We start from the raw sequence: 22,373 nt of genomic DNA on the forward strand, positions 1-22,373 counted from the left end.
TATGGGACATACCAAAGCGGATTCAGCCTTCAATAAACGGACAATCGCAGCGGCATTGGCCAATTATATTGACGCCGGTTCCATTGTAGCTGGATCTGCTGGTTTATCGTTATGGGTCAGTTACCTCAAGTTATCTGATACGCAGATCGGGCTGCTTGGCGCGCTAAGCGCAAATGCAATTTCAGCCGCTGTCGGCGCTTTGTTAGGCGGGTTTCTAGCAGATAAAATCGGACGGAAGGCTGTTTATACCAATAGCATGCTTGTGTATGCGCTAGGGATTTGTTTGGTTCTGTTCGGGGCTAATTTCCCCATGTTGTTAAGCGGTTACATGATTATCGGTTTATCAGTAGGGGCCGACATTACCGCGTCATGGACAATTATCGCAGAAAATGCGCCAAAGAAAAATCGGGCCCGGCATTGCGGCGTCGCACAAGTCGCCTGGGCCGCGGGGGCTGTGGTTGTGCTGCTTCTCTCCGTACTGGTCGGTGATTTAGGCCTTCTGGGCAATAAAATTGTATTTGCCCATCTGCTTGTCATCGCGCTGATCACGTACGTGCTGAGAATCAGGCTTCCAGAGTCAGATGCCTGGCAGCCAAAAACACAGCCGGGACATTCGCAGGCAGGGAAGCCTGCCATACTGAACAAAACATCGTATTTTGATTTGCTCAAGCCGATGTATCTGAAAAACATACTGTTTTTAATGGGTGTGTTTCTGGTTTGGAATCTTGCAGCCGGCGTGATGGGCTTCTTTATGCCATACATTTATCAGCAGGTCGGCGGTGTATCGCCCACTACGGCAAACCTTTTGCAAATGGGGCTGTTTATCTTCACAGGGTTAGGGGTCGCCTTGATCTTCATGCCCTATGCTGACAAGTATAGAAAAACTGTATTTGGAATCGCGGCCTTTATGGCGGTGATTGGATGGACACTGTTTCTGCTGCCGGTTGAGGGCATGCCGATTCTGCTCCTGTTTATTGTTGTGATCGGCATCAATAACGGAGCCGGGCAGCAAGCAAACTATCAGTTATGGGCCAGTGAAATCTTTCCCACGCAGTATCGTGCATCTGCACAAGGACTGATGTTTTTCCTCGTCCGTATTTCAATAGGGATTTGGAGCTTGTTTGTCCCAATGGTTATGACCAATTTCGGCATTGGAACAATGGCTGCAATTCTTCTCGGATGTGTGACGGCCAGTATGATCATCGGGCTTCTCTACGCGCCGAATACGTCTGGCAAGTCGCTTGAAGAAATTCAAGAAGAACTCTACGGCTCTCATCGGAGCCAGGTAAAGCAAGGAACAGAAAGCAAAATCATGTAACCAACAGAAGGAGTGGCTGTCAATGAGTTTACGTATTGGCGTAATTGGAACTGGAGCAATCGGAAGAGAACATATTAACCGGATCACGAACAAGCTGTCCGGCGCGGAAATCGTTGCTGTAACCGATGTGAATCAAGAAGCAGCACAAAAGGTCGTTGAGCAATACCAATTAAACGCGTCGGTTTATCCGAACGATGACAGCCTGCTTGCAGACGAAAATGTAGACGCTGTCTTAGTGACAAGCTGGGGCCCTGCGCATGAATCGAGCGTATTGAAAGCGATCAAAGCCCAAAAGTACGTGTTCTGTGAAAAACCGCTCGCGACAACGGCTGAAGGATGCATGCGGATCGTCGAAGAGGAAATCAAAGTGGGCAAACGCCTTGTTCAAGTCGGTTTCATGCGCCGTTATGACAGCGGTTACGTACAGCTGAAGGAAGCGCTCGATAACCATGTCATCGGTGAGCCGCTTATGATTCACTGCGCGCACCGCAACCCAAGTGTTGCCGAAAATTACACAACGGATATGGCCGTTGTTGATACGCTTGTTCATGAAATTGATGTGCTGCACTGGCTCGTCAATGATGACTACGAGTCCGTTCAAGTCATCTATCCGAAAAAATCGAAAAATGCGCTTCCGCATTTAAAAGATCCGCAAATCGTAGTCATTGAAACAAAAGGCGGCATCGTCATCAATGCAGAAATCTATGTGAACTGTAAATATGGCTATGACATTCAATGTGAAATCGTCGGAGAAGACGGTGTCATCAAGCTCCCTGAACCATCAAGCATCAGCATGAGAAAAGAAGGGAAATTCAGCACGGATATTCTGATGGATTGGCAGAGACGCTTTGTGGCTGCGTACGATGTGGAAATTCAAGACTTCATTGATTCGATTCAAAAGAAAGGCGAGGTCAGCGGACCGACGGCGTGGGACGGCTATATTGCCGCTGTTACGACTGACGCGTGTGTAAAAGCTCAGGAATCCGGACAAAAAGAAAAAGTTGATTTGAAGGAAAAGCCTGAATTCTATCAATCTTATACAACAGTTGAAAACTAAAATAATAGAGGAGTGAAAATATGAAATTAGCATTGGATCCATCGATGTATCGTGATGATTTAACGTTGGAGGAAATGGTTTATAAAACGGCGGAGCTTGGCTATGAATATATTGAGCTGTCGCCTCGTGAGGATTTTTGTCCATTTTATAAATATCCGAAGGTCGATTCAGCAAAAATCAAACAATTAAAGCGGCTTTTAAAGGATACAGGTGTTAAGCTTTCATCTCTCCTCCCTCTTTACCACTGGGCGGGCCCTGATGAAGATCGCCGCCAGGCTGCGGTGCGCAATTGGAAAAGGGCGATCGAAATTGCGGTTGAACTTGAAGTGGATTTGATGAACAGTGAATTCAGCGGTTCAAAATATGATCCTTTAACAAGTGAAGAAAAATTTATCAAATCGATGGATGAGCTTCTGCCAGTCTTTGAAAAAGAAGGCGTTAAACTCAATCTTCAAGCCCATCCATACGATTTTATCGAAACGCACAAAGGCGCGATGGATATGATCCGCGCGCTAGACAAGGATTGGATCAATCTTGTCTACTCGACAGCGCATACGTTCTTCTATGATGACGGCAAAGGCGACATCGAGACCATGTTTGACGAAGCCGGCGACCGCCTTACACATGTTTTATTTGCGGATACCTATAATCACAAAGCGGCTCATGGCCTGCGCTATATCGTCAACCCGCCTGACGCCAAAGTAACGGTTCATCAGCATTTAGACATTGGCCAAGGCGAAGTTGATTTTGATACGATTTTCAGAAAGATGAGAGAAATGAAGTTCGATGGAATTGCGACCAACGCCGTATTTGCTTGGGTTGATAAAAGAGCGGATGAATCAAGCCGTTTTATGCTTCAAAAAATGAAAGAAGAATTAGGTCTGGCATAAGCTGAGCATGGAGTTCGGCGGGATATGGTAAACAGCCTTCCTGCCGAACTCCCTTCATATCTAAAACGCAGATGGGGGAGTCTGACATGAAACTTTGTTTTAATGAAGCAACAACATTGGAAAACTCAAATCTTAAACAGGATTTAGAACTATGCGAAAAGCACGGCTATGATTATATTGAAATCCGCACATTGGATAAGCTGCCAGAGTACTTAAAAGACCATACATTGGACGATCTGGCGAAGTATTTTCAAACCCATCACATCAAACCGCTTGCTTTAAACGCACTCGTTTTCTTCAACAACCGTGATGAAAAGGGGCACAATGAGATCATCGCTGAATTTAAAGATATGATGGAAACGTGCAAAACCCTCGGTGTGAAATATGTCGTGGCCGTTCCGCTTGTGACTGAGCAGAAAATTGTAAAAGAAGAGATCAAAAAGAGCAGTGTAGAGGTGCTGACTGAGCTCTCAGATATCGCGGAGCCGTACGGCGTAAAAATCGCGTTCGAGTTTGTCGGCCATCCACAGTGCACAGTTAACACATTTGAACAGGCATACGACATCATAAACACGGTCGACCGTGACAATGTCGGGCTTGTCCTTGACAGTTTCCACTTCCATGCGATGGGGTCAAATATCGAGAGCTTAAAGCAGGCGGACGGAAAGAAAATTTTCATCTACCACATCGATGATACCGAAGATTTCCCAATCGGCTTTTTAACGGATGAGGATCGTGTGTGGCCTGGCCAAGGGGCGATTGACTTAGATGCCCACTTATCAGCCCTCAAAGAAATCGGGTTTTCTGATGTTGTATCGGTTGAGCTCTTCCGTCCCGAATACTATAAGCTGAGTGCCGAGGAAGCTATTCAAACAGCGAAAAAAACAACGGTTGATGTTGTTTCAAAATACTTCAAGATCTAATGGATAAAGGAGGGGTGAACATGGCTTTTGTATCGATGAAAGAGCTTCTTGAAGATGCAAAGCGGGAGCATTACGCAATCGGCCAGTTTAATATCAACGGCCTGCAGTGGACGAAGGCGATTTTACAGGCTGCGGAGGAAGAACAGTCGCCTGTCATTGCTGCGGCGTCGGACCGGCTGATCGACTATTTAGGCGGATTCAAAACCGTAGCCGCGATGGTCAATACGCTGATGGAAGAATTGTCAGTTACCGTTCCCGTTGTCCTTCATCTTGATCATGGAAGCAGTGTGGAGCGCTGCAAACAAGCCATTGACGCAGGGTTTAGCTCGGTGATGATTGACGGGTCACATTCGCCGATTGATCAGAACATCACCATGACGAAAGAGGTAGCGGACTATGCGAAGCTTCACGGTGTGTCAGTGGAGGCTGAAGTCGGCACAGTAGGCGGCATGGAGGACGGCCTTGTGGGCGGTGTCAAATACGCTGATCTTCATGAATGCCAGCGTCTCGTGGAAGAAACCAATATTGACGCCCTGGCGGCTGCGCTCGGATCAGTACATGGCAAGTATCAAGGTGAGCCTAAACTCGGCTTCAAAGAGATGGAGGAAATCGCTAAGACCACGAACATTCCGCTTGTTCTTCACGGCGCATCGGGAATTCCGGCTGATCAAATCGCACGAACAATCCAGCTTGGCCACGCGAAGATCAACATCAATACAGAATGTATGGTGGCATGGGCAGAAAAAACGCGCGTCATGTTCGAGAACAATCCTGACTTATATGAACCCCGCGCTTATATGACCCCGGGAATCGACGCGGTAAAAGAAACAGTGAAAAGCAAAATGAGAGAATTCGGCTCAGCGGGAAAAGCCGCTAGACAGCAAGTCAGCTGAAGAAAAAGCACTCACGTCAGCGTGAGTGCTTTTGTCATGCCATTTTTTATTTTTGGTTTTCTTTCTCGCGCTTCACCAGCATATCAGCAATCAAATCAACCTGTTTGCTGACGGAGATCGGGTCGTACGGGTAGAATGTGTCAAAATCGTTGATGAACACACGGTTATGTTTGACAGCGTCTAGGTTTTTCCAGATAGCGGATTCCTTTAGCTTATCGAGTGTGTTGCTTTCGCCGTTCGGATTGTAGTCCGTAATGAACATATAATCTGCGGCATACTCAGGAATAACCTCTTGAGAGAGCTGTTTCATCTCTCCTTTTTTAATGACATCCTGTTCGATTTTTTCAGGCGCTCTTAACCCAAGCGCGTTGTATACAGCTTGGCCGCCGCGTCCGCCATTATCATTAAACACCCAGAATTCGCCCTTGTCCGTGTTTTCATATATGCCGAAGGTTGCATCCTTGTCGATGACGCCGGCCACTTTCTTTTTGGCTGCTTCCGCTTTTTTGTTAAAGTCAGCCATAAATGATGCTGCTTCATCTTTCGCTCCGGCGATATCCCCGAACATGCTGACTGTATCCTGTACATTTTTCGCTGTGTTATAAGGAACAACAACAGTTGGAGCGATTTTCTTTAATTGATCGACATTCTCTTCATTCATGACAACAATTAAGTCAGGCTGAAGCTCCATCACTTTTTCAACGCTGATTGGATCACCGATATTCTTCACATCTTTTAGCTTTGATGTTAAAAACGGATTATCAAATGACCATGAGCCCGAGCCGACCACATTCGCTCCGACAGACAGCAATTCTCCAGCATAAAAATCAGTGACGATGCGTTTTGGATGTACCGGAATGTTGACGTTCCCTTTTGTTGATTTGTATGTTCTCATTTCTGTCTTTTCGGTATCTGAATCACTTGAGCTTCCTTTCGAAGCCGTGCCGCTGCAAGCGCTGGCAAACATAAGAAGCAGCACCAGCATGCCCACGAGCAATATGTTCTTTTTCATCAAGACCCCCCAATATGTATGGTGATTTCATTAATAATGATTATCATTATCAATTAATAATATAGCAAGAAACCTGTTCTCCGTCTATCTCTATTTTAGGGAGAGAAAGTTTTTTTCGTTTACAGATGACGCGGTATGCTTAATCAATTATTATAGGTGAATGGGAGGAGAAAAATATGGGAATCACAAAAAGAGGTGCCGCGTGGGAGTGGCTGAATAGCTGGTGGATGCTGTTTATTTTCATGCCTTTTGCCATAACCAGTTTTTTTGCTTTTTTATTTATTGGCATCAAGGTCAGAAATAGAAAGTGGATCATGTATGGAATCATTTATTTTTTCGTATTTGCATTTGGTTTTGTGCTGCCCGATGAACCAGGAATTTTTGTTGTTCTCCCATTATGGGCTGTGACGATTATTCATGGTTTTAAAGTGCGTCCGCTGTATCTGATTCAGCTCGATGTCTACAAAGACAATGTGGAGGCACGGGCCTTTGCTGAGGCAAGAAGTGAAGCCGAGAGCAGATTTCATGCTCCGAAGCAGTCTATTCAGGATATACATATTCGCAAGGAACGGTAAGAAAAAGCTCAACACGAACAGGGTGTTGAGCTTTTTCTGATGGCAAAGTCCGGCTGAGGACAAAAGATTTCATTTTCACCTTGTCATGAAAACGCGTGCAGACAGGAATGGAGAGCGTTGTTGGGCACGATTTTTACAGGTGACGGCGTTGTTCAAGCATCACGTTTGGTCGATTGCCTTCTTTTTTTATTTATTTCTCATCTTTCTAAGTATCGAATGAGTGCGTTTCTAACGATTCGAAAGATGCAATGACGGAAGCCAAGCGCGGTTGTTTGTACCATAACTTTTGCTCTGGCCCATATCCTCAAGGGACCCATTTTGATAATGAATAGATAAAACCAAGTCGGGAATCGTATCATAACCAACCGATGCAAGGTGCCTTACTTCAGAACCGTAATGAGATAACGCTACTGAGGTAAAGTCTTTCGTTAATGGATCTTTTTCTAAAGCTTCACGATACACATCCAAAATATCACGACCATCCTCTGTCATGAACGTTCCATTTTGTGCTTGAAGATCACCAAGAAGATAACCGGTTTTTTCATATATTTCTCGAACGGCTTGATACTTGTCGTATGGCTCTTTCTCAAATTGTGCAGAATCATCTGTTTTGCTTCCCATGATATGTTGAAATAACTCTTTGCCGTTATCACCGCTATTCAAAAGTGCTTCAATGGTATCAATGATATGTTGATCATCAATTCCAGTTACTGTTGTAGCATAATCAAATGGTGTAATGGTAAATGTTAATTGTGTATTCTCCGGAATCGTCAAGTTTTGGCGATCAAAGAGAAGACCCATTTGTTGATTCACGATATCTCGCTGAAATGCTTTTGCTCGATCATCCTCATTTGGTGCAGACATATCCACATGACGAAATGCCGCATCACGCATATTGTAATGTTGTGCTTTCCCTTTATAAAGCCACTCTGTCTCATTGTCATATGCTGCTTGTCTCTCTTCACTTGTTAAATCATGACGAAAATATGGTGAATTGGCATTTTTATATTTATCGCGTATATAATCAAACGGATACTCTTTTGACAAATTGATTTTATTGATTCGACTATATTTTTCATCAAGTATTTGAAGTTTAATGTCACTTTCGGAAACATATGGATTTCTACTATGAATTAACGTTTCCTCACCTGTATCTACAACTGTTTGCTCATTCGCTCGTTGATAGCGTTTTGCCACATCAGTCTTATCACTCATCACCGATTCTCTAGAATAATTGATTCGTTTCAGACTGTTGTTCTGTGCGGGCGATGATTTTATGTAAGCATGGAACTGATTCTCCTGTTTTGCCACTGTATCTTTTTTGCGGATGGATGTATGACTTTGTTTATTGATTTGTTGTGCAAAGTATTGCAGCTGGACAATATCCTTTATGTGCATACCATTTCCTCTTTTCATCTTTTCGTTTGTTATGGATGATATCGACAAATAAATCAATTTTTTAACATAATATAGGTGAATTTGTAATTATGAGTTATTAGCGGAGATAAAACTATGGATTTGCCTTTTTTGTGGTAAACGCAGATAAAGATCATCTTGAAGGGTCTAAAATCGTGTTCAATGCAGGCCGTTTTTGCTGTCATGAATCGTAAAGAAATGATTAAATTGAAATAAAAGACCCCGCCTCAAATCAAAATTTGAAGTGGGGGTCTGTCTTCGGTCTGAGCTCAACACGAACAGTGTATTGAGCTTTTTCTATGGTTACTGCTGATAGGAATGCTGCTGGAATGACGTGTTTTGGCCGAACGGAAGTGTAGAAACATTCGTATTCATCACGCTGGATTGTCCAGTGAGTTCCTGCTGCATTTGGTTGCACATATTGACAACTTGCTGGCATTTTTGAATGGCCGTGTCATGTCCGTGCAGCGCTTGCTGAATGGTATGTGCAGCTTGTTGTTCGTGGTTTAGAATTTGCTGCAGCATTTGGATGTTTTGCTGTTCCTGATGAAGCATTTGACGATATTGCTGGCTGCTTTGCTGTGTTTGCTGAATAAGCTGCTGAGCAGTCTGGCGGGCTTGGTTCAGCTGCTGCAAGCCGTGTTGTATATTGTGCATGAGTTATCCCTCCATGTGATCGATTGACGTGAGTCGGTATTATCATGCAACCTGATTGAAAAGAAATTCCTCAAACGAGAAACTACAATTATTTTCCTCAGTTTTTCTTTCTTTGAACACAGTCGGTGTAGAATTGTATACTTTGTACAAACCCTTTTTATGTAAATGTTCCGCTATTCATACAGTAAGGATGGCGGAAAACGAAGCCCTGAAATGGGGGAGTCGTCTTCCGCTTTTTTGTTTGCCCGCTTCAAAAACCGCCTTCACCCGCGGTAAATGGGATATTCAGCCTGTTTTCGACTGTACGGAGGCGCTGATTGAGCCGATTTAAGCGGCGGGTATGGCGTTCAATAGCTTGGCTTAACTGACTGACCTGTTCGGCCATCCGGGCAATTTCTCGATTTTGGCGCCGGTCTTCATTTGTGAGCCGTGTCAATTCCCTTGTTTGTTGTTCATTCTGCCGTTCAAGAGCTGCAACTCTTCTTTCTAATGCCGGCGGCTGTCTGTCTATGGGTTGTGGGTTGTATTCATCCTGCCGCGGATGAGGATTGTATTCATAGTGGCTATAGGAAGGTTCCTGCTGATGCGGCTGCGGGCCGTAATATGGATAAGGGTACATGTGATCAATCTCCTTAAAAATGTAATGTATGGGTGAATTCTTTATAACTTATGTAGTCATTGGCACAGTGCCACGGCATTCACCCAACAAGGAGAGAAAGGACGGTGATCGCCATGAGAAAAAACTGTGTCATGTTACTAGCGGCTTTATGTTTCATGATAGGGGGCTGCCAGCAGCAAAAGGAGGAGACGCCGTTTTATTACGGAACGTGGGATGAGGGAATAACCCCAGGACCTATGGATGGCGTGAGGTCAGCAACGGTTACATTTACCAAAGATGAGGTGCTGGAGACGGAAATGATAAAAGGAAGAGGAGAGGTACAGCTCCCTTCTAATGCATACAAGGTGTTGTCCCAAAGCACTGACGGGTCCATCGAGATTCAGTATCTCGGCTCCTATTATCCGATCAAAAGCACGCTGAAAAGAGGAGAAAACGGGACGTTGATATGGGAGCAAAATGGCCAGACAAAAACAATGACTAGAATAGAATCAAAGGCTGGCAAGGAGGAGACATATGAGAAATAAAAAAGCTGAAAGCCTGGTGTTAACAGGACTTATTTTACATATCATACAATGGACCTTGATAGTAGGGGTTTTTCTCAAGATGAAACATTTATTTAGTGACTATACGATCTATAACCCAAATGTCATCAGCGGATCTATGCAATCCTTATCGTTTATCCAAATGATGCGCGCTATGATGTACTCAGGGGCTTTCGTCAATTATATTTTGTTTTTTGCGCTTGCCTTTCTTATTTATTGTGTCGTGTTGCATGCCATCTTGATTGTGATGGAAGTGGCCGCTTACGTCATGATTAGACGGGACCCTGCATCATCATGGTCAGTCTTTTTGGCGGCGGCAGGTGTGAAACTCGCCATCTTGAATATAACCGGCATTCCTTTTTTAGCTGCCGGCTTCCTGTTGATGAAACAGAAAAAAGCAGAAAACGGCGAAATGGTGACAGAAAGAAAGCGGAAACCGCGCACGCGCATCAGAAGACAAGGCCGGCGTCTTAATAGAATCAGAAGAAAATCATCTCTTCCAGTTGAATATCAAAAAGAAAAAACGATATGATGGGACTATAGCCGGAAAACGACACGAAGGAGATGCAGGATGTACAAACTAATTGCAATTGATATGGACGGAACACTTTTAAATGACCACCATGAAGTAACAGAGGAGGTCCGCAACGCGCTTCACGCGGCAAAAGCGGAAGGCGTTAAAATTGTGCTTTGCACCGGGCGGCCTATCGGGGGAGTGCGGAGATATTTAGATGAACTGAATCTAATTGAAGAAGGCGATTATGTCATCGCATATAACGGAGCGCTCGTTCAAAACACGCATACAAATGAAGTGGTTACGGAGCTGTCTCTCGGATATGATGATTTGACATCATTATATGACCTGAGCTTAGAGCTGAAGACGCCGATGCATTTCTTTGATTCATCTTCTTTGTATACGCCTAACCGCGATATCAGCGAATTTACCGTATACGAATCCTATGTGACACAAGTGCCGCTTTACTACCGAAAAGTTGACGAAATGCCAAAAGACATCCTCATCCCGAAAGTGATGTTTATTGATAAACCGGAGAACTTAAGCCACGTCATTACATCGATTCCTACAGACGTGAGAGAAAAATACACGATGGTTAGAAGCGCGCCTTTCTTTTATGAAATTCTGCACCCTGAAGCCAGCAAAGGAAATGCAGTACGCCAGCTGGCGGAGTTGCTTGGAATTGAACAGGCCGAAGTCATGTCGATTGGCGACAACGGGAACGACCTGACAATGATTGAATGGGCGGGCTGCGGCGTTGCCATGGCAAACGCCATTCCGGAAATATTGGAGGCAGCAAACTTTCAAACGCGCTCCAATAATGAACACGGCGTTGCGCATGCGATTCAAGAGCTTGTGTTGGCGAAATAAGAAAATCCAGCCTTTTAGGAGGCTGGATTTCCTGTTTAGTCAGTTCAAAACACAAACATAGAATTCTTTTTTGCACAAAACATATTTGCGTGCAAACTATCATTCCAATGTGTTTCTGTTCCTCTGTTAATGAAAAATCAATCAAATGTTACATCTCCTTATTCATTGCAAAGTTCAGCAGTATTTTTCCATCCAAACCCGGCTTTTCATAATGTTTCAAGGCATCATGAAAATTTTCAAAATCATATATCTTTTCTGGAGCACTCATTACCATTTTTCCGCTCTTGAAAAGCTTAATGACCTCCGAAAAGCGATTGCGATATTCAGAAACGGAATGTCTCTCATTCCAGAGTCTTAAGGCGAATAATTGGGGTGACACGCGGTATACATCATGAAACCTTTTCCAATTATTTGGTATACCTGACAAAAGCCCAAAACTGATAAATGTTCCTTGAGGTTTTAACGCCCGAGCTAACAATTCGCCGCTTTCTCCTCCAACAGAGTCAATTGCATGGTCAACAGATCTGCCGCAATAATCAGAAATCTGTTCGGGTACAGAACCCTTGGAAGTATCGATCACTCTCCATGCCCCAAGTTTTTGAAGTTTGCTTACCTTGCGGCTGTTTCGTGTAATGACGACTAAGCGGAATCCCAGTAAAGTAGAAATCTGTGCAAACAGCCCTGCGATAGATGTACCTCCGCCATTCATTAAAACTATTTCATTTGGTTGAACTTGTAATGATTCCGTGCAAATGAGCCAAGCTGTTAATGGATTAATATACAGCTGACTAGCATCTTCATCACTGATTGATGGAGGAACCTCTAATGCATAATTAGATGCTGTGGTTACATATTGTTGCCAAGTTCCTTCTCCTCTTACAGGAAGAACCCTTTTTCCAATCATCGACCCTGAAACCTCTTTACCATGATCTACAACAATACCTACGCCATCATAACCTGCAACTGACGGCAGCTTAATTCTATGAGAATAGGCCCCTCTAATTGGAATTAAATCAGAAGGATTGAGAGGGCTAGCAAGCATTTTGACAAGAATTTCATTTGGCTTGAGAGGTGATTTCTTTCCATTGCTAAGTTGTAAGTTTTTTAACGGGTCACCGAATTCTTTGTAAACTAAAGAAACATTATCCATTACTTATTCACCACCTTCAAAGTAAATAACTTCATAGTTAAGCGTGCACTTTTTTTGAATTATGTCAATATAATCTGTCGTTACAAATTAGTGATGTTCTAGAAAAACACCGTTTGGCATGTGAGAAAGGAAAATCGGATTGAGCTAGATCAAAAGAGGCAATGAAAAATGAAAAAGAGTAAACATGGTAAGTACGGTATTCACTGAAACATTATCGGAATGAGCAAATAGTGGTGGTTTTGTGGCAGGTAAGGAAATAGAATCGCAACAGCGATGTGCATAGGAAAACTAGCAGGCGATATGACGGGCAGTAGCTGCTGTTGCATGGTCAACACCATTATTCAGTCCAGAACTATCATCAAGCTTCAGGAGTCCAGTTGAATATTACGATTAATATGCGGTTTATTTCTTCTTGCTGTTTCAATTTTATCCAGACGGGAATGATTTAGTAAGTTTTTGGCGAGAGAGGTTTAGCACATGGAATCAAAAGAACGGTGTTTTTCTAAAATCAAACAAGAAACCAAGCCTTGGATTAAGAGGTGCGGGAGGTTTGGTTACTTTGCATTTGGCGGCGTTTTTATCCTGCTCGGGATCTTAGCGTGTATGACGGCAGCTGGAGCGGGAAGCGCGAAAGATTCGAGCGGAGCGCTCCACATGTTATCACGCATGCCGTATGGACCGATCTTGCTTTTGCTCATTGGCGTCGGTCTCACCGGCTATGTGATATGGATGGTGTTGAGCGCGTTCAAAGACACAGAGGGACACGGAACAAGCAGGCGTGGGCTGTCGCGGAGGATGGGAAATCTTTTTAGCGCCGCTGTATACGGAACCATTGCTTGGAAAGCCTTGCGATTTATATTTGGCCAAGGGGGAGGAAGCACGTCAGAACAGACGTGGTCCGCTTATGTATTGGCACAGCCGTTTGGCCAATGGCTCACAGGGCTTACGGGTGCGGGTTTTGTCCTATTTGCGATCGTTCAATTTGTGAAGGGCGTCCGGGCTTCATTTATGAGAGAATTCGATACATCAAAAATGAACAAACAGATGATATGCATCGCGAAAAACACCGGGCGCGCAGGCCATATCGCCCGAGCGATTATTTTCTCGGCCATCGGCTATTTTCTCATTAAGACAGCCATGACCGCTGACCCTGATGATACAAGAGGCTTTGACGGCGCGCTCGCCGAACTCGCACAGCAGCCGCATGGCAAATGGATTCTATCTATGTTGGCGTTCGGGCTGATTTTATATGGAATGTACGCCATTATGAAAGGCATTTATCAGTCTATGACATGGAAGAAGTGAGCTCTGGACAGGTCCGCGTTTAGAGCGTTTTTCAATTTCTCTGAAATCAGGTGGATGAAAGCCGGCGTCAGCCTGTATAATAAAAGCAAATCGAAAGCAGTTTCAATATGAACTGATCCACAGGGAGGTGCGGAATGGATCGGGAAAAACAACAATTAAGCATAGAAGCGGCAAGGCTCTACTATCAGTCTGATTACAGTCAGCAGCAAATTGCTGAGCAGCTCAACATTTCAAGGCCGACCGTTTCCCGGCTGCTGCAATATGCAAAAGCAAAAGGGTTTGTCCAGATTCGCGTCATGGACCCGTTTGAGGATTTGGATGCCCTCGGTTCAATGCTTGAAGAAAAGTACGGGCTTCTCGAGGCGCATGTTGTGTTTTCCCCGACACCCGATTATGCAGGAATTACACATGACCTAAGCCGCTATGGTGCAGAATATATGCATGAAACGGTGAAAGACGGCGACATTGTCGGTGTCAGCTGGGGAACCACGATGTATCAAATTGCGCAAAACATGCAGCCGAAGGAGGTAAAAGGCGTCGAGGTCGTCCAGCTGAAAGGCGGCATCAGCCACTCCCGGGTGAACACGTATTCTGCTGAAACGATTCAGCTGTTTGCAGAGGCTTTTCAAACGATGCCGCGCTATCTCCCGCTTCCCGTCGTATTTGATCATGCGGATGTAAAGCAAATGGTGGAGAACGACCGGCATATCGAACGGATTATCGAGATGGGCAAGCAGGCGAATATCGCTCTCTTCACGGTGGGAACGGTCCGTGACGAAGCGCTGTTATTCCGGCTCGGGTATTTTAATGAAGAAGAGAAAGCTCTTTTGAAAAGGCAAGCTGTCGGGGATATCTGTTCACGCTTTTTTGATGCAAAAGGGAATATTTGCAGCAGCGCCATCAATGACCGGACCATCGGCGTCGAGCTTGAAGACCTCAGGCAGAAGGAACGCTCCATTTTAGTGGCCGGCGGGAGCAGAAAAGTGTCCTCCATACACGGGGCGTTGACAGGAAAATACGCCAACGTTTTAATCATCGACCAGCATACCGCAAGGGCGCTTGTTCATGATTTGTGACATGTGCTAACCGTTCGCTGAACAAAATTTCAATTACCAATTTACATATGTTCAAAAGTCGGTTATGCTAAAAAATATCTTAACAAAAAAGGAAGTGTGGGACGGATGTCATTAGCTAACATAATTGATCATACAGCTTTGAAACCGCATACACAAAAAGCGGAAATTCTAACATTAATCGAAGAAGCGAAAACATACAAATTTGCTTCTGTATGTGTCAACCCGACATGGGTGCAGCTTGCTGCAAAAGAGCTTGAGGGAACTGGAGTTGACGTTTGTACGGTCATCGGCTTCCCGCTCGGTGCCAGCACAACTGAAACAAAAGCGTTTGAAACAAAAGACGCGATTTCAAAAGGCGCCACTGAAGTGGACATGGTCATTAACATTGCCGCTTTGAAAGACAAAGAAGATGATATGGTTGAAGCGGACATCCGCGGTGTGGTGGAAGCTGCAGCCGGAAAAGCGCTTGTCAAAGTCATTATCGAAACATGCCTTCTGACTGATGAAGAAAAAGAGCGTGCATGCCGTTTAGCGGTTTCTGCGGGAGCGGATTTCGTGAAAACATCAACAGGCTTCTCTACAGGCGGCGCAACGAAGGAGGATATCGCCTTAATGCGCAAAACAGTAGGCCCTGATATCGGCGTGAAAGCATCCGGCGGCATCAGAACGAAAGAAGATGTTGACACAATGGTCGAAGCGGGAGCGAGCCGAATCGGCGCTAGCGCAGGCGTTTCCATTGTAAAAGGGGAACATGCATCTGGCGGAGACAACTATTAAGAAGCTGACGGAAGGCTGATTGCTTTCCGTTACTCTTCTATTATTCACGGGGAAATATTATTGTAAGCGAATACAGATAAAGGAGAACACATATGAAGTATTTGATTGGGATTATCGGTTTAATCGTGTTTTTAGGCCTTGCATGGATCGCAAGCAGCGGAAAAAAGAGAATTAAGATCCGCCCAATTGTTGTTATGCTCATTTTGCAATTTATACTCGGCTACATTCTCCTCAATACCGGTGTAGGGAATTTCCTTGTAGGAGGATTTGCAAAAGGATTCAATTACCTGCTTGAATACGCGGCAGAGGGAATCAACTTTGTGTTTGGCGGTCTGGTGAATGCGGACCAAACGACGTTCTTTATGAATGTTCTCTTGCCGATTGTGTTTATTTCCGCACTGATTGGGATTTTGCAAAAATGGAAAATACTCCCGTTCATTATTAGATATATCGGTCTTGCTCTCAGCAAGATAAACGGTATGGGAAGATTGGAATCGTATAACGCAGTCGCTTCTGCTATTTTAGGGCAATCTGAAGTATTTATCTCCTTGAAGAAAGAACTCGGTCTTTTAAATCAGCAGCGCATGTACACGCTTTGCGCCTCTGCGATGTCAACCGTATCCATGTCAATCGTCGGCGCGTATATGACGATGCTAGAGCCGGAATATGTTGTAACGGCGCTGGTCTTGAACTTATTTGGCGGTTTCATTATTGCTACGATTATTAATCCTTACGATGTGGAAGAAGAAGAGGATATGCTGCGTGTTGAAGAGGAAGAAAAGCAATCCTTCTTCGAAGTGCTCGGAGAATACATCCTTGATGGCTTCAAGGTAGCGGTTGTTGTCGCTGCGATGCTGATTGGATTTGTCGCGATCATTGCCTTGATTAACGGTATTTTTAACGCAGTATTCGGTATTTCCTTCCAAGACATTCTTGGATATGTGTTTGCTCCATTCGCTTTTCTTGTGGGGATCCCATGGAATGAAGCTGTTAATGCGGGAAGCATTATGGCAACAAAATTGGTATCTAATGAATTTGTCGCCATGACGACATTAACGCAAAACGGATTCGAATTCAGCGGCCGAACAACAGCGATCGTATCGGTATTCCTTGTGTCATTTGCGAACTTCTCCTCAATCGGGATCATCGCCGGTGCCGTAAAAGGACTGAATGAAAAACAAGGAAATGTTGTTGCTCGTTTCGGCTTGAAATTATTATACGGCGCAACGCTTGTCAGCTTTTTATCAGCGGCAATTGTGGGCTTGATTTACTGAACATAATTGAAAAGGATCGGTGACCATAATGAGAATGGTAGACATCATCATCAAAAAACAAAACGGAAAAGAACTCACCACAGAGGAAATTCAATTTTTCGTGAACGGCTATACGGACGGAAGCATTCCTGATTATCAGGCAAGCGCGCTTGCCATGGCGATTTTTTTCCAGGATATGAGTGACCGCGAGCGTGCGGACTTGACGATGGCTATGGTGAACTCTGGTGAAACGATTGATCTTTCTGCCATTGAAGGGATTAAAGTGGATAAACACTCCACCGGCGGCGTCGGCGACACGACAACACTCGTTCTCGCCCCGCTTGTTGCGGCTCTTGATGTGCCGGTAGCCAAAATGTCAGGACGCGGCCTCGGCCATACGGGCGGAACGATTGATAAATTAGAGGCCATTGACGGGTTTCACGTGGAACTGTCGAAGGACGAATTTATTAAGCTCGTGAACCGCGACAAGGTTGCCGTCATCGGCCAAAGCGGCAACTTGACGCCGGCTGATAAAAAATTGTACGCGCTGCGTGATGTAACGGGAACGGTTAATTCCATCCCGCTCATTGCAAGCTCGATTATGAGCAAGAAAATCGCTGCCGGAGCGGACGCCATCGTACTAGACGTCAAAACGGGAGCGGGCGCCTTCATGAAAACGGAAGAAGACGCCGCTGAACTCGCCAAAGCGATGGTGCGTATCGGAAATAACGTCGGCCGCCAAACCATGGCAGTCATTTCTGACATGTCCCAGCCGCTCGGCTTTGCGATCGGCAATGCGCTTGAAGTCAAAGAAGCGATTGACACGCTCAAAGGCGAGGGTCCTGAAGATCTTCATGAGCTAGTTTTAACGCTCGGTAGCCAAATGGTTGTGCTTGCGAAAAAAGCCAATACATTAGACGAGGCGAGAGCGAAGCTGGAAGAAGTCATGAAAAACGGCAAAGCGCTGGAGAAATTCAAGGACTTCCTGAAAAACCAAGGCGGCGACTGCTCGATTGTTGACGATCCGTCTAAGCTTCCGCAGGCTGCCTATCAAATTGATGTGCCTGCCAAAGAAGCCGGTTTCGTCTCCGAAATCGTCGCGGACGAAATCGGCGTCGCAGCCATGCTGTTAGGTGCTGGACGTGCCACAAAAGAAGACGAAATCGATTTAGCCGTCGGCATCATGCTCCGCAAAAAGGTCGGCGACAAGGTAGAAAAAGACGAACCGCTCGTCACGCTTTACGCCAACCGTGAGAACGTCGATGAAGTCATGGCGAAAGTCTATGACAACATCCGCATCGCAGCGGAAGCGAAGGCGCCGAAGCTGATTCATACGTTGATTACGGAATAAAAATAAAGCACATCCCATCCTGAGTGGGGTGTGCTGTTTTTATTGTTTTTGTATTCCCTCTCGGCTGCTTTTTTGAAAAGATGGGATCAAAAGTGAGGACGATGCAAGAAGGCATAAGAGGTTAAAGCGGTGTGCGAAAAGTCAGATCCTTTACTTTCTCTCTTTTTTAAGATTCTCTTTCTAAAGTTAGCGCTCGCATTCTCATCTATATAGGAAGGTAAAGGCCCCTGATTGTTTAAGCGACCGAGCTAAATGAAATCTAGGGTATCGCCAAGTTGACTGAAACCGTAACGATCAGTCAGGTATGATAATAAAAAATGTCACGAAAAGGGAACTGATCCTGAAGAAAGCCGCTTTGTTATAATCTATGACGTGACAAGACCGGCCGAAGGTTTGACACATGTGGATGGAAAAATAGAAAACATAAAGAAGGAAAAACGGCAAAAGGGTTGAATTATGAAGTAGAGGATATGTAAGCGCTTTAAATTTTAATAAAAAAGTGAGGCGAATTGTGCAGATGTTCAATCGATTATTCCGTGTATGTTTTCTTGCAGCCCTTATCATGGCCTTCACCCTGCCAAACTCCGTGTATGCAAAAAAGGAAGAAAAACCCGTTTTTACAGAAGTCAGTGTCCATGACCCTTCTGTCATTGAGACAAACGGCACCTTTTATGTTTTTGGATCTCATCTTGCTTCAGCAAAAACAAATAACCTTATGCAGTGGCAGCAGCTGACGACCAGTGTAAGCAACAACAATCCTTTGATTCCGAATGTCTACGAAGAATTAAAAGAAACCTTTGAATGGGCCCAATCCGATACCTTGTGGGCGGCTGACGTCACACAGCTGGCGGACGGCAAATACTACATGTACTATAACGCCTGCCGCGGCGATTCGCCAAGATCAGCCTTGGGTGTTGCCGTCGCTGATCACATTGAAGGCCCTTATAAAAACAAAGGCATCTTTTTGAAATCAGGCATGGAAGGCACAAGTGACGATGGAACACCGTATGACGCGACCAAACATCCGAATGTTGTCGATCCGCATACCTTCTTTGATAAAGACGGCAAGCTGTGGATGGTATATGGATCTTACTCTGGCGGCATTTTCATTCTAGAAATGAATCCGAAAACGGGCTTTCCGCTTCCTGGCCAGGGATACGGTAAAAAATTGCTCGGCGGCAACCACAGCAGAATCGAAGGCCCGTATGTTCTGTACAATCCAGAGACCAAGTACTACTACTTATACTTATCATATGGCGGTCTCGACGCAACAGGCGGCTACAACATCCGTGTGGTCCGCTCCAAAAAACCGGACGGTCCATACTATGACGCAGAAGGCAACCCAATGATTGACGTCCGCGGCAAAGAAGGCACAGTCTTCGACGACCGCTCGATCGAACCATACGGTGTCAAACTGATGGGCAGCTATTCGTTTGAGACAGAAAATGAAAAAGGAACAGGATACGTCTCGCCAGGCCACAACTCGGCATATTATGACGAAAAAACCGGACGTTCCTATTTACTCTTCCACACCCGCTTCCCGGGCAGAGGTGAAGAACACCAGGTCAGAGTCCATCAAATGTTCATGAATAAAGACGGCTGGCCGGTAACAGCGCCATATCGCTATGCGGGTGAAACGCTGAAAGATGTAAAACAAAAAGACATCACAGGAACCTACAAGCTCATCCAGCACGGAAAAGACATCTCAGCCGACATCAAAAAAACCATCAGCATCCAGCTCAACACAAACGGCACCATTTCCGGGGAAATGACCGGAACATGGAAGAAAACCGGGGAAAACACAGCCGACATCACGTTAGCCGGCAAGAAATATAGCGGAGTGTTTTTACGGCAGTGGGATTCGGTGAGAGAGAAGAACGTGATGACGTTTAGTGTGCTGAATGGCAGTGGTGAGGCTGTTTGGGGAACTAAATAAAATGGAGAAACGCCTTCGTAGGAAGGCGTTTTTTTATCCGCTTTATTGACTAGAAGTAACAGTCCAAAGGAAGAAAAACCAGAGGATCGGTAAGGAATAAAGACCTAAATAAAAAGTCCTCTCTATTCTAATTATCCTCCTTATAAAATCATCAAAAGTGAGTTTTTAGCATTTTTGAACTAACCACTCCTCCTCTAAGATAAAACTTTACACCTATTCATCCGATATGACCCATCATGTAATATGAAAATAGTCTGTATTGTAAAGAATTAACACAGTTTGATAGAAACATGAGGTGTTGCGGCATGCATAGTGAAATGTTGTTACATTCGGTAAAAGCCGATTTATATGATAAGCAGGAACAGATCCATCAGTTAAAGCGAGTGCTACATGAAATCAGACAAATCAAACATGATTTTTCCAAAGTTCAGCACTTCATCCACCAGCCGCACCTTGACCGGAATGCATGGAGAGGAAAACATGCTGAGCGGTTTGAAGATATTCGTGATGGAATGAACAAAATGTATGATCAAATCAAAAGCCAACAGGTCAGCGGAATCATGAAAAGCATAGAAGGGAAAATCAATTCATTAGAGGAAGACGTCTATTTCATAAGACGTCAAATCACAAAAATAGAGCATGAAATAAAAATTGAAAAACATAGAAAGTGAGGTGCGCACAAATGGCACAGGAAATTAAAATGGTGTATGGCACAGTGAAGCAAGGGCTTTCCCAGCTCAAGAATTCAGCTGAACTCAAGTCCTCCGTGCCCAGCCATATCTCAGGCAGAAACCATTTAAACGTTGTGAAGTCCATCGAGCAATTAAATAAGGACATCAAAAAGCTCACTGAAGCATATGCGTCCGTTCTGGCCAAGCATATCGCACAAACGGAAAGCGCGGTAAACGCCATGAAGGAAACGGACGAGAACGTATCATCTTCCATGAAATAAAGCGCGGGAGGACAAGGGATTGAAAACATTAGATGTCCACGCTCTTCACGAGGGTATTCAGCATACAATTGAGAAACTGGACAAGCAAAAACAGCAGCTGGAGAAGCTGGAAAAAAGCGTTGAGCATCTGGCAGGCATGAAGGATGCGTTAAAAGGAAAAGGCGGAGATGCGATCCGAACCTTCTACGAGGAGTGCCACAAGCCCTTTCTCCTTTTCTTCGGCATGTTTATCGACGAATACAAAAAAGTGCTGAAACAAACGCAGCATGCGATTTCCTCTGTAGAATCTGACTCCCACGGCATAATTGCGGAGGCTTTTCTCTCACAAGATGCAAGACACGGGGTCAAACATGCAAGAGAAGTGACAGAACAGCTCACAGACGCAGTCAATCGTCAGACATCGACCATTGGCCACATCATCAGCCTGCCAACAGTCAATGACTCCTTTTTTCAGATGGAAACAGAACAGGCTGAACGGATTATTACAGACGCCCTGCATAAGCTCATTCGATTTGAAGGCCAGCAAACCTACGTGCTAGAAACAGCAAAAACAGATTTTCAAACGATGAAAAAGTACATAGATCAGCTCGAAGCGATGTACACCGGCCCGGAAATCGGAATCACAGGCTACAAAAGCGGCTCCATCCTGAAATCGCAGGAAGAAGAAAACATCAACCAAACCTTCGGCGCCATTAACCCGCAAATGAAGCAGGCGGTTGATTCACCGATGGAGATGATGTTGAAGAAGTTAGACGAGAAAGAAAAGTCTAAAGTCGATTCAGTTGTCAAAACGGGTCATTCTAAAAAGGTAAATGAAAATATCATTGTTATTAATGGTAAAGTGTATAATACGAGTGAACATGTAGAACATGTAGAACATGTAAAAACTGATTTCTCAAATGCAGAGGTTAAGCAAGTTGTTTATAATGATACACTTTACAATGTATACATATCAGGTAATAACATGAAACTTGAACCTGTCGTCTCGCTTTCGGACATCAAAGTGGATGAGAGTGGATATGTGAAGATCATAGAGACAGCTGTAGATCTTACCGGCGTGAATGATCTTTTTAAGGCCGTCACAGGCAGAGACCCTATAACAGGCGAAAAAGTCACAGGAAATGACCGTATTGTTGCCTCCATAAACTCAGTACCATTTGCTAAAATAGCTAAGTTAGAAAAGTTAAGAGATATTAATAAACTAATTGATGATGGGAAAAAGGCGAAGAAGGCTAAGGAAGTTAAAAACGTTGCTAAGGGTAAGGATAATCTTAAATATGATGACAG

General features: G+C 44.6%; 22 protein-coding genes and 1 pseudogene. 18 read left to right on the forward strand and 5 right to left on the reverse strand.

Translation table 11 applies throughout. From position 1 onward, the window contains the following. Window position 1: 1 nt before the first annotated feature. From SC79_RS10455 to fba, 5 genes are all read left to right on the forward strand, one after another. A complete protein-coding gene (locus SC79_RS10455; protein ID WP_039074973.1) occupies window positions 2-1,318 on the forward strand; it encodes an MFS transporter in 1,317 nt (438 codons plus the stop codon). Between the two features lie 22 nt (window positions 1,319-1,340). Further along, complete coding sequence (gene iolG, locus SC79_RS10460; protein WP_039074974.1) at window positions 1,341-2,375, forward strand: bifunctional inositol 2-dehydrogenase/D-chiro-inositol 1-dehydrogenase; 1,035 nt, start codon at window positions 1,341-1,343, stop codon at window positions 2,373-2,375. Between the two features lie 20 nt (window positions 2,376-2,395). Next, window positions 2,396-3,265, forward strand: coding sequence for a sugar phosphate isomerase/epimerase family protein (locus SC79_RS10465; RefSeq protein WP_039074975.1), 870 nt, complete (start codon window positions 2,396-2,398; stop codon window positions 3,263-3,265). Window positions 3,266-3,351: 86 nt separating this feature from the next. After that, window positions 3,352-4,188 (forward strand): 2-keto-myo-inositol isomerase, encoded by an 837-nt coding sequence (gene iolI / locus SC79_RS10470; protein WP_039074976.1) that lies wholly within the window; start codon window positions 3,352-3,354, stop codon window positions 4,186-4,188. Window positions 4,189-4,208: 20 nt separating this feature from the next. Continuing rightward, a complete protein-coding gene (gene fba / locus SC79_RS10475) occupies window positions 4,209-5,081 on the forward strand; it encodes a class II fructose-1,6-bisphosphate aldolase (protein ID WP_039074977.1) in 873 nt (290 codons plus the stop codon). Window positions 5,082-5,127: 46 nt separating this feature from the next. On the opposite strand, the gene SC79_RS10480 is transcribed toward fba, so the two are convergent. Continuing rightward, window positions 5,128-6,093: an iron-hydroxamate ABC transporter substrate-binding protein gene (locus tag SC79_RS10480; RefSeq protein ID WP_039074978.1), complete on the reverse strand. Its 966-nt coding sequence runs from the start codon at window positions 6,091-6,093 to the stop codon at window positions 5,128-5,130. A 176-nt stretch (window positions 6,094-6,269) separates the two neighbouring features. Here SC79_RS10480 and SC79_RS10485 point away from each other — a divergent pair, with 176 nt between their 5' ends. Further along, window positions 6,270-6,668: a hypothetical protein gene (locus SC79_RS10485; protein WP_039074979.1), complete on the forward strand. Its 399-nt coding sequence runs from the start codon at window positions 6,270-6,272 to the stop codon at window positions 6,666-6,668. A gap of 228 nt (window positions 6,669-6,896) precedes the next feature. Here the strand turns inward: SC79_RS10485 and SC79_RS10490 are convergent, their stop codons facing one another. The 3 genes from SC79_RS10490 to cotNE all read right to left on the reverse strand — a co-directional run bounded on the left by SC79_RS10490 (window position 6,897) and on the right by cotNE (window position 9,360). Next, the gene (locus SC79_RS10490) at window positions 6,897-8,066 is read right to left on the reverse strand and encodes a DUF4885 family protein (protein ID WP_039074980.1); all 1,170 of its coding nucleotides are present in this window, start codon (window positions 8,064-8,066) and stop codon (window positions 6,897-6,899) included. Between the two features lie 321 nt (window positions 8,067-8,387). After that, a complete protein-coding gene (locus tag SC79_RS10495) occupies window positions 8,388-8,741 on the reverse strand; it encodes a hypothetical protein (protein ID WP_039074981.1) in 354 nt (117 codons plus the stop codon). A gap of 250 nt (window positions 8,742-8,991) precedes the next feature. Continuing rightward, the gene (gene cotNE / locus SC79_RS10500) at window positions 8,992-9,360 is read right to left on the reverse strand and encodes an inner spore coat protein CotNE (protein ID WP_039074982.1); all 369 of its coding nucleotides are present in this window, start codon (window positions 9,358-9,360) and stop codon (window positions 8,992-8,994) included. Window positions 9,361-9,473: 113 nt separating this feature from the next. Between cotNE and SC79_RS10505 the strand changes: the two genes are divergently transcribed. Genes SC79_RS10505 through yidA form a run of 3 tightly spaced genes read left to right on the forward strand, consistent with a single transcriptional unit; the run spans window position 9,474 to window position 11,286 of the window. After that, window positions 9,474-9,884 carry a DUF3255 family protein gene (locus tag SC79_RS10505; RefSeq protein WP_039075006.1) on the forward strand — a complete coding sequence of 137 codons (411 nt, stop codon included), beginning with the start codon at window positions 9,474-9,476 and terminating at the stop codon, window positions 9,882-9,884. Further along, on the forward strand, window positions 9,874-10,434 hold the full coding sequence (locus tag SC79_RS10510) for a hypothetical protein (RefSeq protein ID WP_039074983.1): 561 nt from the start codon (window positions 9,874-9,876) through the stop codon (window positions 10,432-10,434). Before SC79_RS10505 ends, SC79_RS10510 begins: the two co-directional genes overlap by 11 nt. 39 nt (window positions 10,435-10,473) lie before the next feature. Continuing rightward, window positions 10,474-11,286 (forward strand): sugar-phosphatase, encoded by an 813-nt coding sequence (gene yidA / locus SC79_RS10515; protein ID WP_039074984.1) that lies wholly within the window; start codon window positions 10,474-10,476, stop codon window positions 11,284-11,286. A gap of 148 nt (window positions 11,287-11,434) precedes the next feature. Here yidA and SC79_RS10520 read toward each other — a convergent pair whose 3' ends face one another. Next, window positions 11,435-12,436 (reverse strand): zinc-dependent alcohol dehydrogenase family protein, encoded by a 1,002-nt coding sequence (locus SC79_RS10520; protein ID WP_039074985.1) that lies wholly within the window; start codon window positions 12,434-12,436, stop codon window positions 11,435-11,437. A gap of 477 nt (window positions 12,437-12,913) precedes the next feature. Between SC79_RS10520 and SC79_RS10525 the strand changes: the two genes are divergently transcribed. From SC79_RS10525 to SC79_RS10565, 9 genes and pseudogenes are all read left to right on the forward strand, one after another. Continuing rightward, complete coding sequence (locus tag SC79_RS10525) at window positions 12,914-13,741, forward strand: DUF1206 domain-containing protein (RefSeq protein ID WP_039074986.1); 828 nt, start codon at window positions 12,914-12,916, stop codon at window positions 13,739-13,741. Between the two features lie 134 nt (window positions 13,742-13,875). Next, window positions 13,876-14,817, forward strand: coding sequence for a DNA-binding transcriptional repressor DeoR (gene deoR / locus SC79_RS10530; RefSeq protein WP_039074987.1), 942 nt, complete (start codon window positions 13,876-13,878; stop codon window positions 14,815-14,817). 105 nt (window positions 14,818-14,922) lie between these two features. Then, the gene (gene deoC / locus SC79_RS10535; RefSeq protein WP_039074988.1) at window positions 14,923-15,594 is read left to right on the forward strand and encodes a deoxyribose-phosphate aldolase; all 672 of its coding nucleotides are present in this window, start codon (window positions 14,923-14,925) and stop codon (window positions 15,592-15,594) included. 92 nt (window positions 15,595-15,686) lie between these two features. Continuing rightward, entirely contained in the window at window positions 15,687-16,868 is a 1,182-nt protein-coding gene (nupC, locus tag SC79_RS10540; protein WP_039074989.1) for a nucleoside permease NupC, read from the forward strand. A gap of 28 nt (window positions 16,869-16,896) precedes the next feature. Then, a complete protein-coding gene (locus SC79_RS10545) occupies window positions 16,897-18,198 on the forward strand; it encodes a pyrimidine-nucleoside phosphorylase (protein WP_039074990.1) in 1,302 nt (433 codons plus the stop codon). A 517-nt stretch (window positions 18,199-18,715) separates the two neighbouring features. After that, complete coding sequence (locus SC79_RS10550; protein ID WP_039074991.1) at window positions 18,716-20,134, forward strand: glycoside hydrolase family 43 protein; 1,419 nt, start codon at window positions 18,716-18,718, stop codon at window positions 20,132-20,134. A gap of 305 nt (window positions 20,135-20,439) precedes the next feature. Next, window positions 20,440-20,805, forward strand: a complete 366-nt coding sequence (locus tag SC79_RS10555; RefSeq protein WP_039074992.1) for a YwqH-like family protein — start codon at window positions 20,440-20,442, stop codon at window positions 20,803-20,805. A gap of 11 nt (window positions 20,806-20,816) precedes the next feature. Beyond that, entirely contained in the window at window positions 20,817-21,086 is a 270-nt protein-coding gene (locus SC79_RS10560; RefSeq protein WP_039074993.1) for a YwqI/YxiC family protein, read from the forward strand. Window positions 21,087-21,105: 19 nt separating this feature from the next. Beyond that, window positions 21,106-22,368 (forward strand): annotated as a pseudogene (locus SC79_RS10565) (T7SS effector LXG polymorphic toxin); the annotation flags it as partial. Window positions 22,369-22,373: the final 5 nt, after the last annotated feature.

The sequence above is a fragment of the Bacillus sp. MSP13 genome, from assembly GCF_000815295.1.
GTDB lineage: Bacteria > Bacillota > Bacilli > Bacillales > Bacillaceae > Bacillus > Bacillus vallismortis.

Excerpts from the sequence above, each read along its gene's own strand:
- SC79_RS10495 (WP_039074981.1), bottom strand. The coding sequence starts at position 8,741 with ATGCACAATATACAACACGGCTTGCAGCAGCTGAACCAAGCCCGCCAG.
- SC79_RS10520 (WP_039074985.1), bottom strand. The coding sequence starts at position 12,436 with ATGGATAATGTTTCTTTAGTTTACAAAGAATTCGGTGACCCGTTAAAA.
- SC79_RS10525 (WP_039074986.1), top strand. The coding sequence starts at position 12,914 with ATGGAATCAAAAGAACGGTGTTTTTCTAAAATCAAACAAGAAACCAAG.
- nupC (WP_039074989.1), top strand. The coding sequence starts at position 15,687 with ATGAAGTATTTGATTGGGATTATCGGTTTAATCGTGTTTTTAGGCCTT.
- fba (WP_039074977.1), top strand. The coding sequence starts at position 4,209 with ATGGCTTTTGTATCGATGAAAGAGCTTCTTGAAGATGCAAAGCGGGAG.
- SC79_RS10455 (WP_039074973.1), top strand. The coding sequence starts at position 2 with ATGGGACATACCAAAGCGGATTCAGCCTTCAATAAACGGACAATCGCA.
- SC79_RS10545 (WP_039074990.1), top strand. The coding sequence starts at position 16,897 with ATGAGAATGGTAGACATCATCATCAAAAAACAAAACGGAAAAGAACTC.
- SC79_RS10485 (WP_039074979.1), top strand. The coding sequence starts at position 6,270 with ATGGGAATCACAAAAAGAGGTGCCGCGTGGGAGTGGCTGAATAGCTGG.
- deoR (WP_039074987.1), top strand. The coding sequence starts at position 13,876 with ATGGATCGGGAAAAACAACAATTAAGCATAGAAGCGGCAAGGCTCTAC.
- SC79_RS10510 (WP_039074983.1), top strand. The coding sequence starts at position 9,874 with ATGAGAAATAAAAAAGCTGAAAGCCTGGTGTTAACAGGACTTATTTTA.
- SC79_RS10465 (WP_039074975.1), top strand. The coding sequence starts at position 2,396 with ATGAAATTAGCATTGGATCCATCGATGTATCGTGATGATTTAACGTTG.
- SC79_RS10555 (WP_039074992.1), top strand. The coding sequence starts at position 20,440 with ATGCATAGTGAAATGTTGTTACATTCGGTAAAAGCCGATTTATATGAT.
- SC79_RS10560 (WP_039074993.1), top strand. The coding sequence starts at position 20,817 with ATGGCACAGGAAATTAAAATGGTGTATGGCACAGTGAAGCAAGGGCTT.
- yidA (WP_039074984.1), top strand. The coding sequence starts at position 10,474 with ATGTACAAACTAATTGCAATTGATATGGACGGAACACTTTTAAATGAC.
- SC79_RS10505 (WP_039075006.1), top strand. The coding sequence starts at position 9,474 with ATGAGAAAAAACTGTGTCATGTTACTAGCGGCTTTATGTTTCATGATA.
- SC79_RS10490 (WP_039074980.1), bottom strand. The coding sequence starts at position 8,066 with ATGCACATAAAGGATATTGTCCAGCTGCAATACTTTGCACAACAAATC.
- iolG (WP_039074974.1), top strand. The coding sequence starts at position 1,341 with ATGAGTTTACGTATTGGCGTAATTGGAACTGGAGCAATCGGAAGAGAA.
- SC79_RS10480 (WP_039074978.1), bottom strand. The coding sequence starts at position 6,093 with ATGAAAAAGAACATATTGCTCGTGGGCATGCTGGTGCTGCTTCTTATG.
- cotNE (WP_039074982.1), bottom strand. The coding sequence starts at position 9,360 with ATGTACCCTTATCCATATTACGGCCCGCAGCCGCATCAGCAGGAACCT.
- iolI (WP_039074976.1), top strand. The coding sequence starts at position 3,352 with ATGAAACTTTGTTTTAATGAAGCAACAACATTGGAAAACTCAAATCTT.
- SC79_RS10550 (WP_039074991.1), top strand. The coding sequence starts at position 18,716 with ATGTTCAATCGATTATTCCGTGTATGTTTTCTTGCAGCCCTTATCATG.
- deoC (WP_039074988.1), top strand. The coding sequence starts at position 14,923 with ATGTCATTAGCTAACATAATTGATCATACAGCTTTGAAACCGCATACA.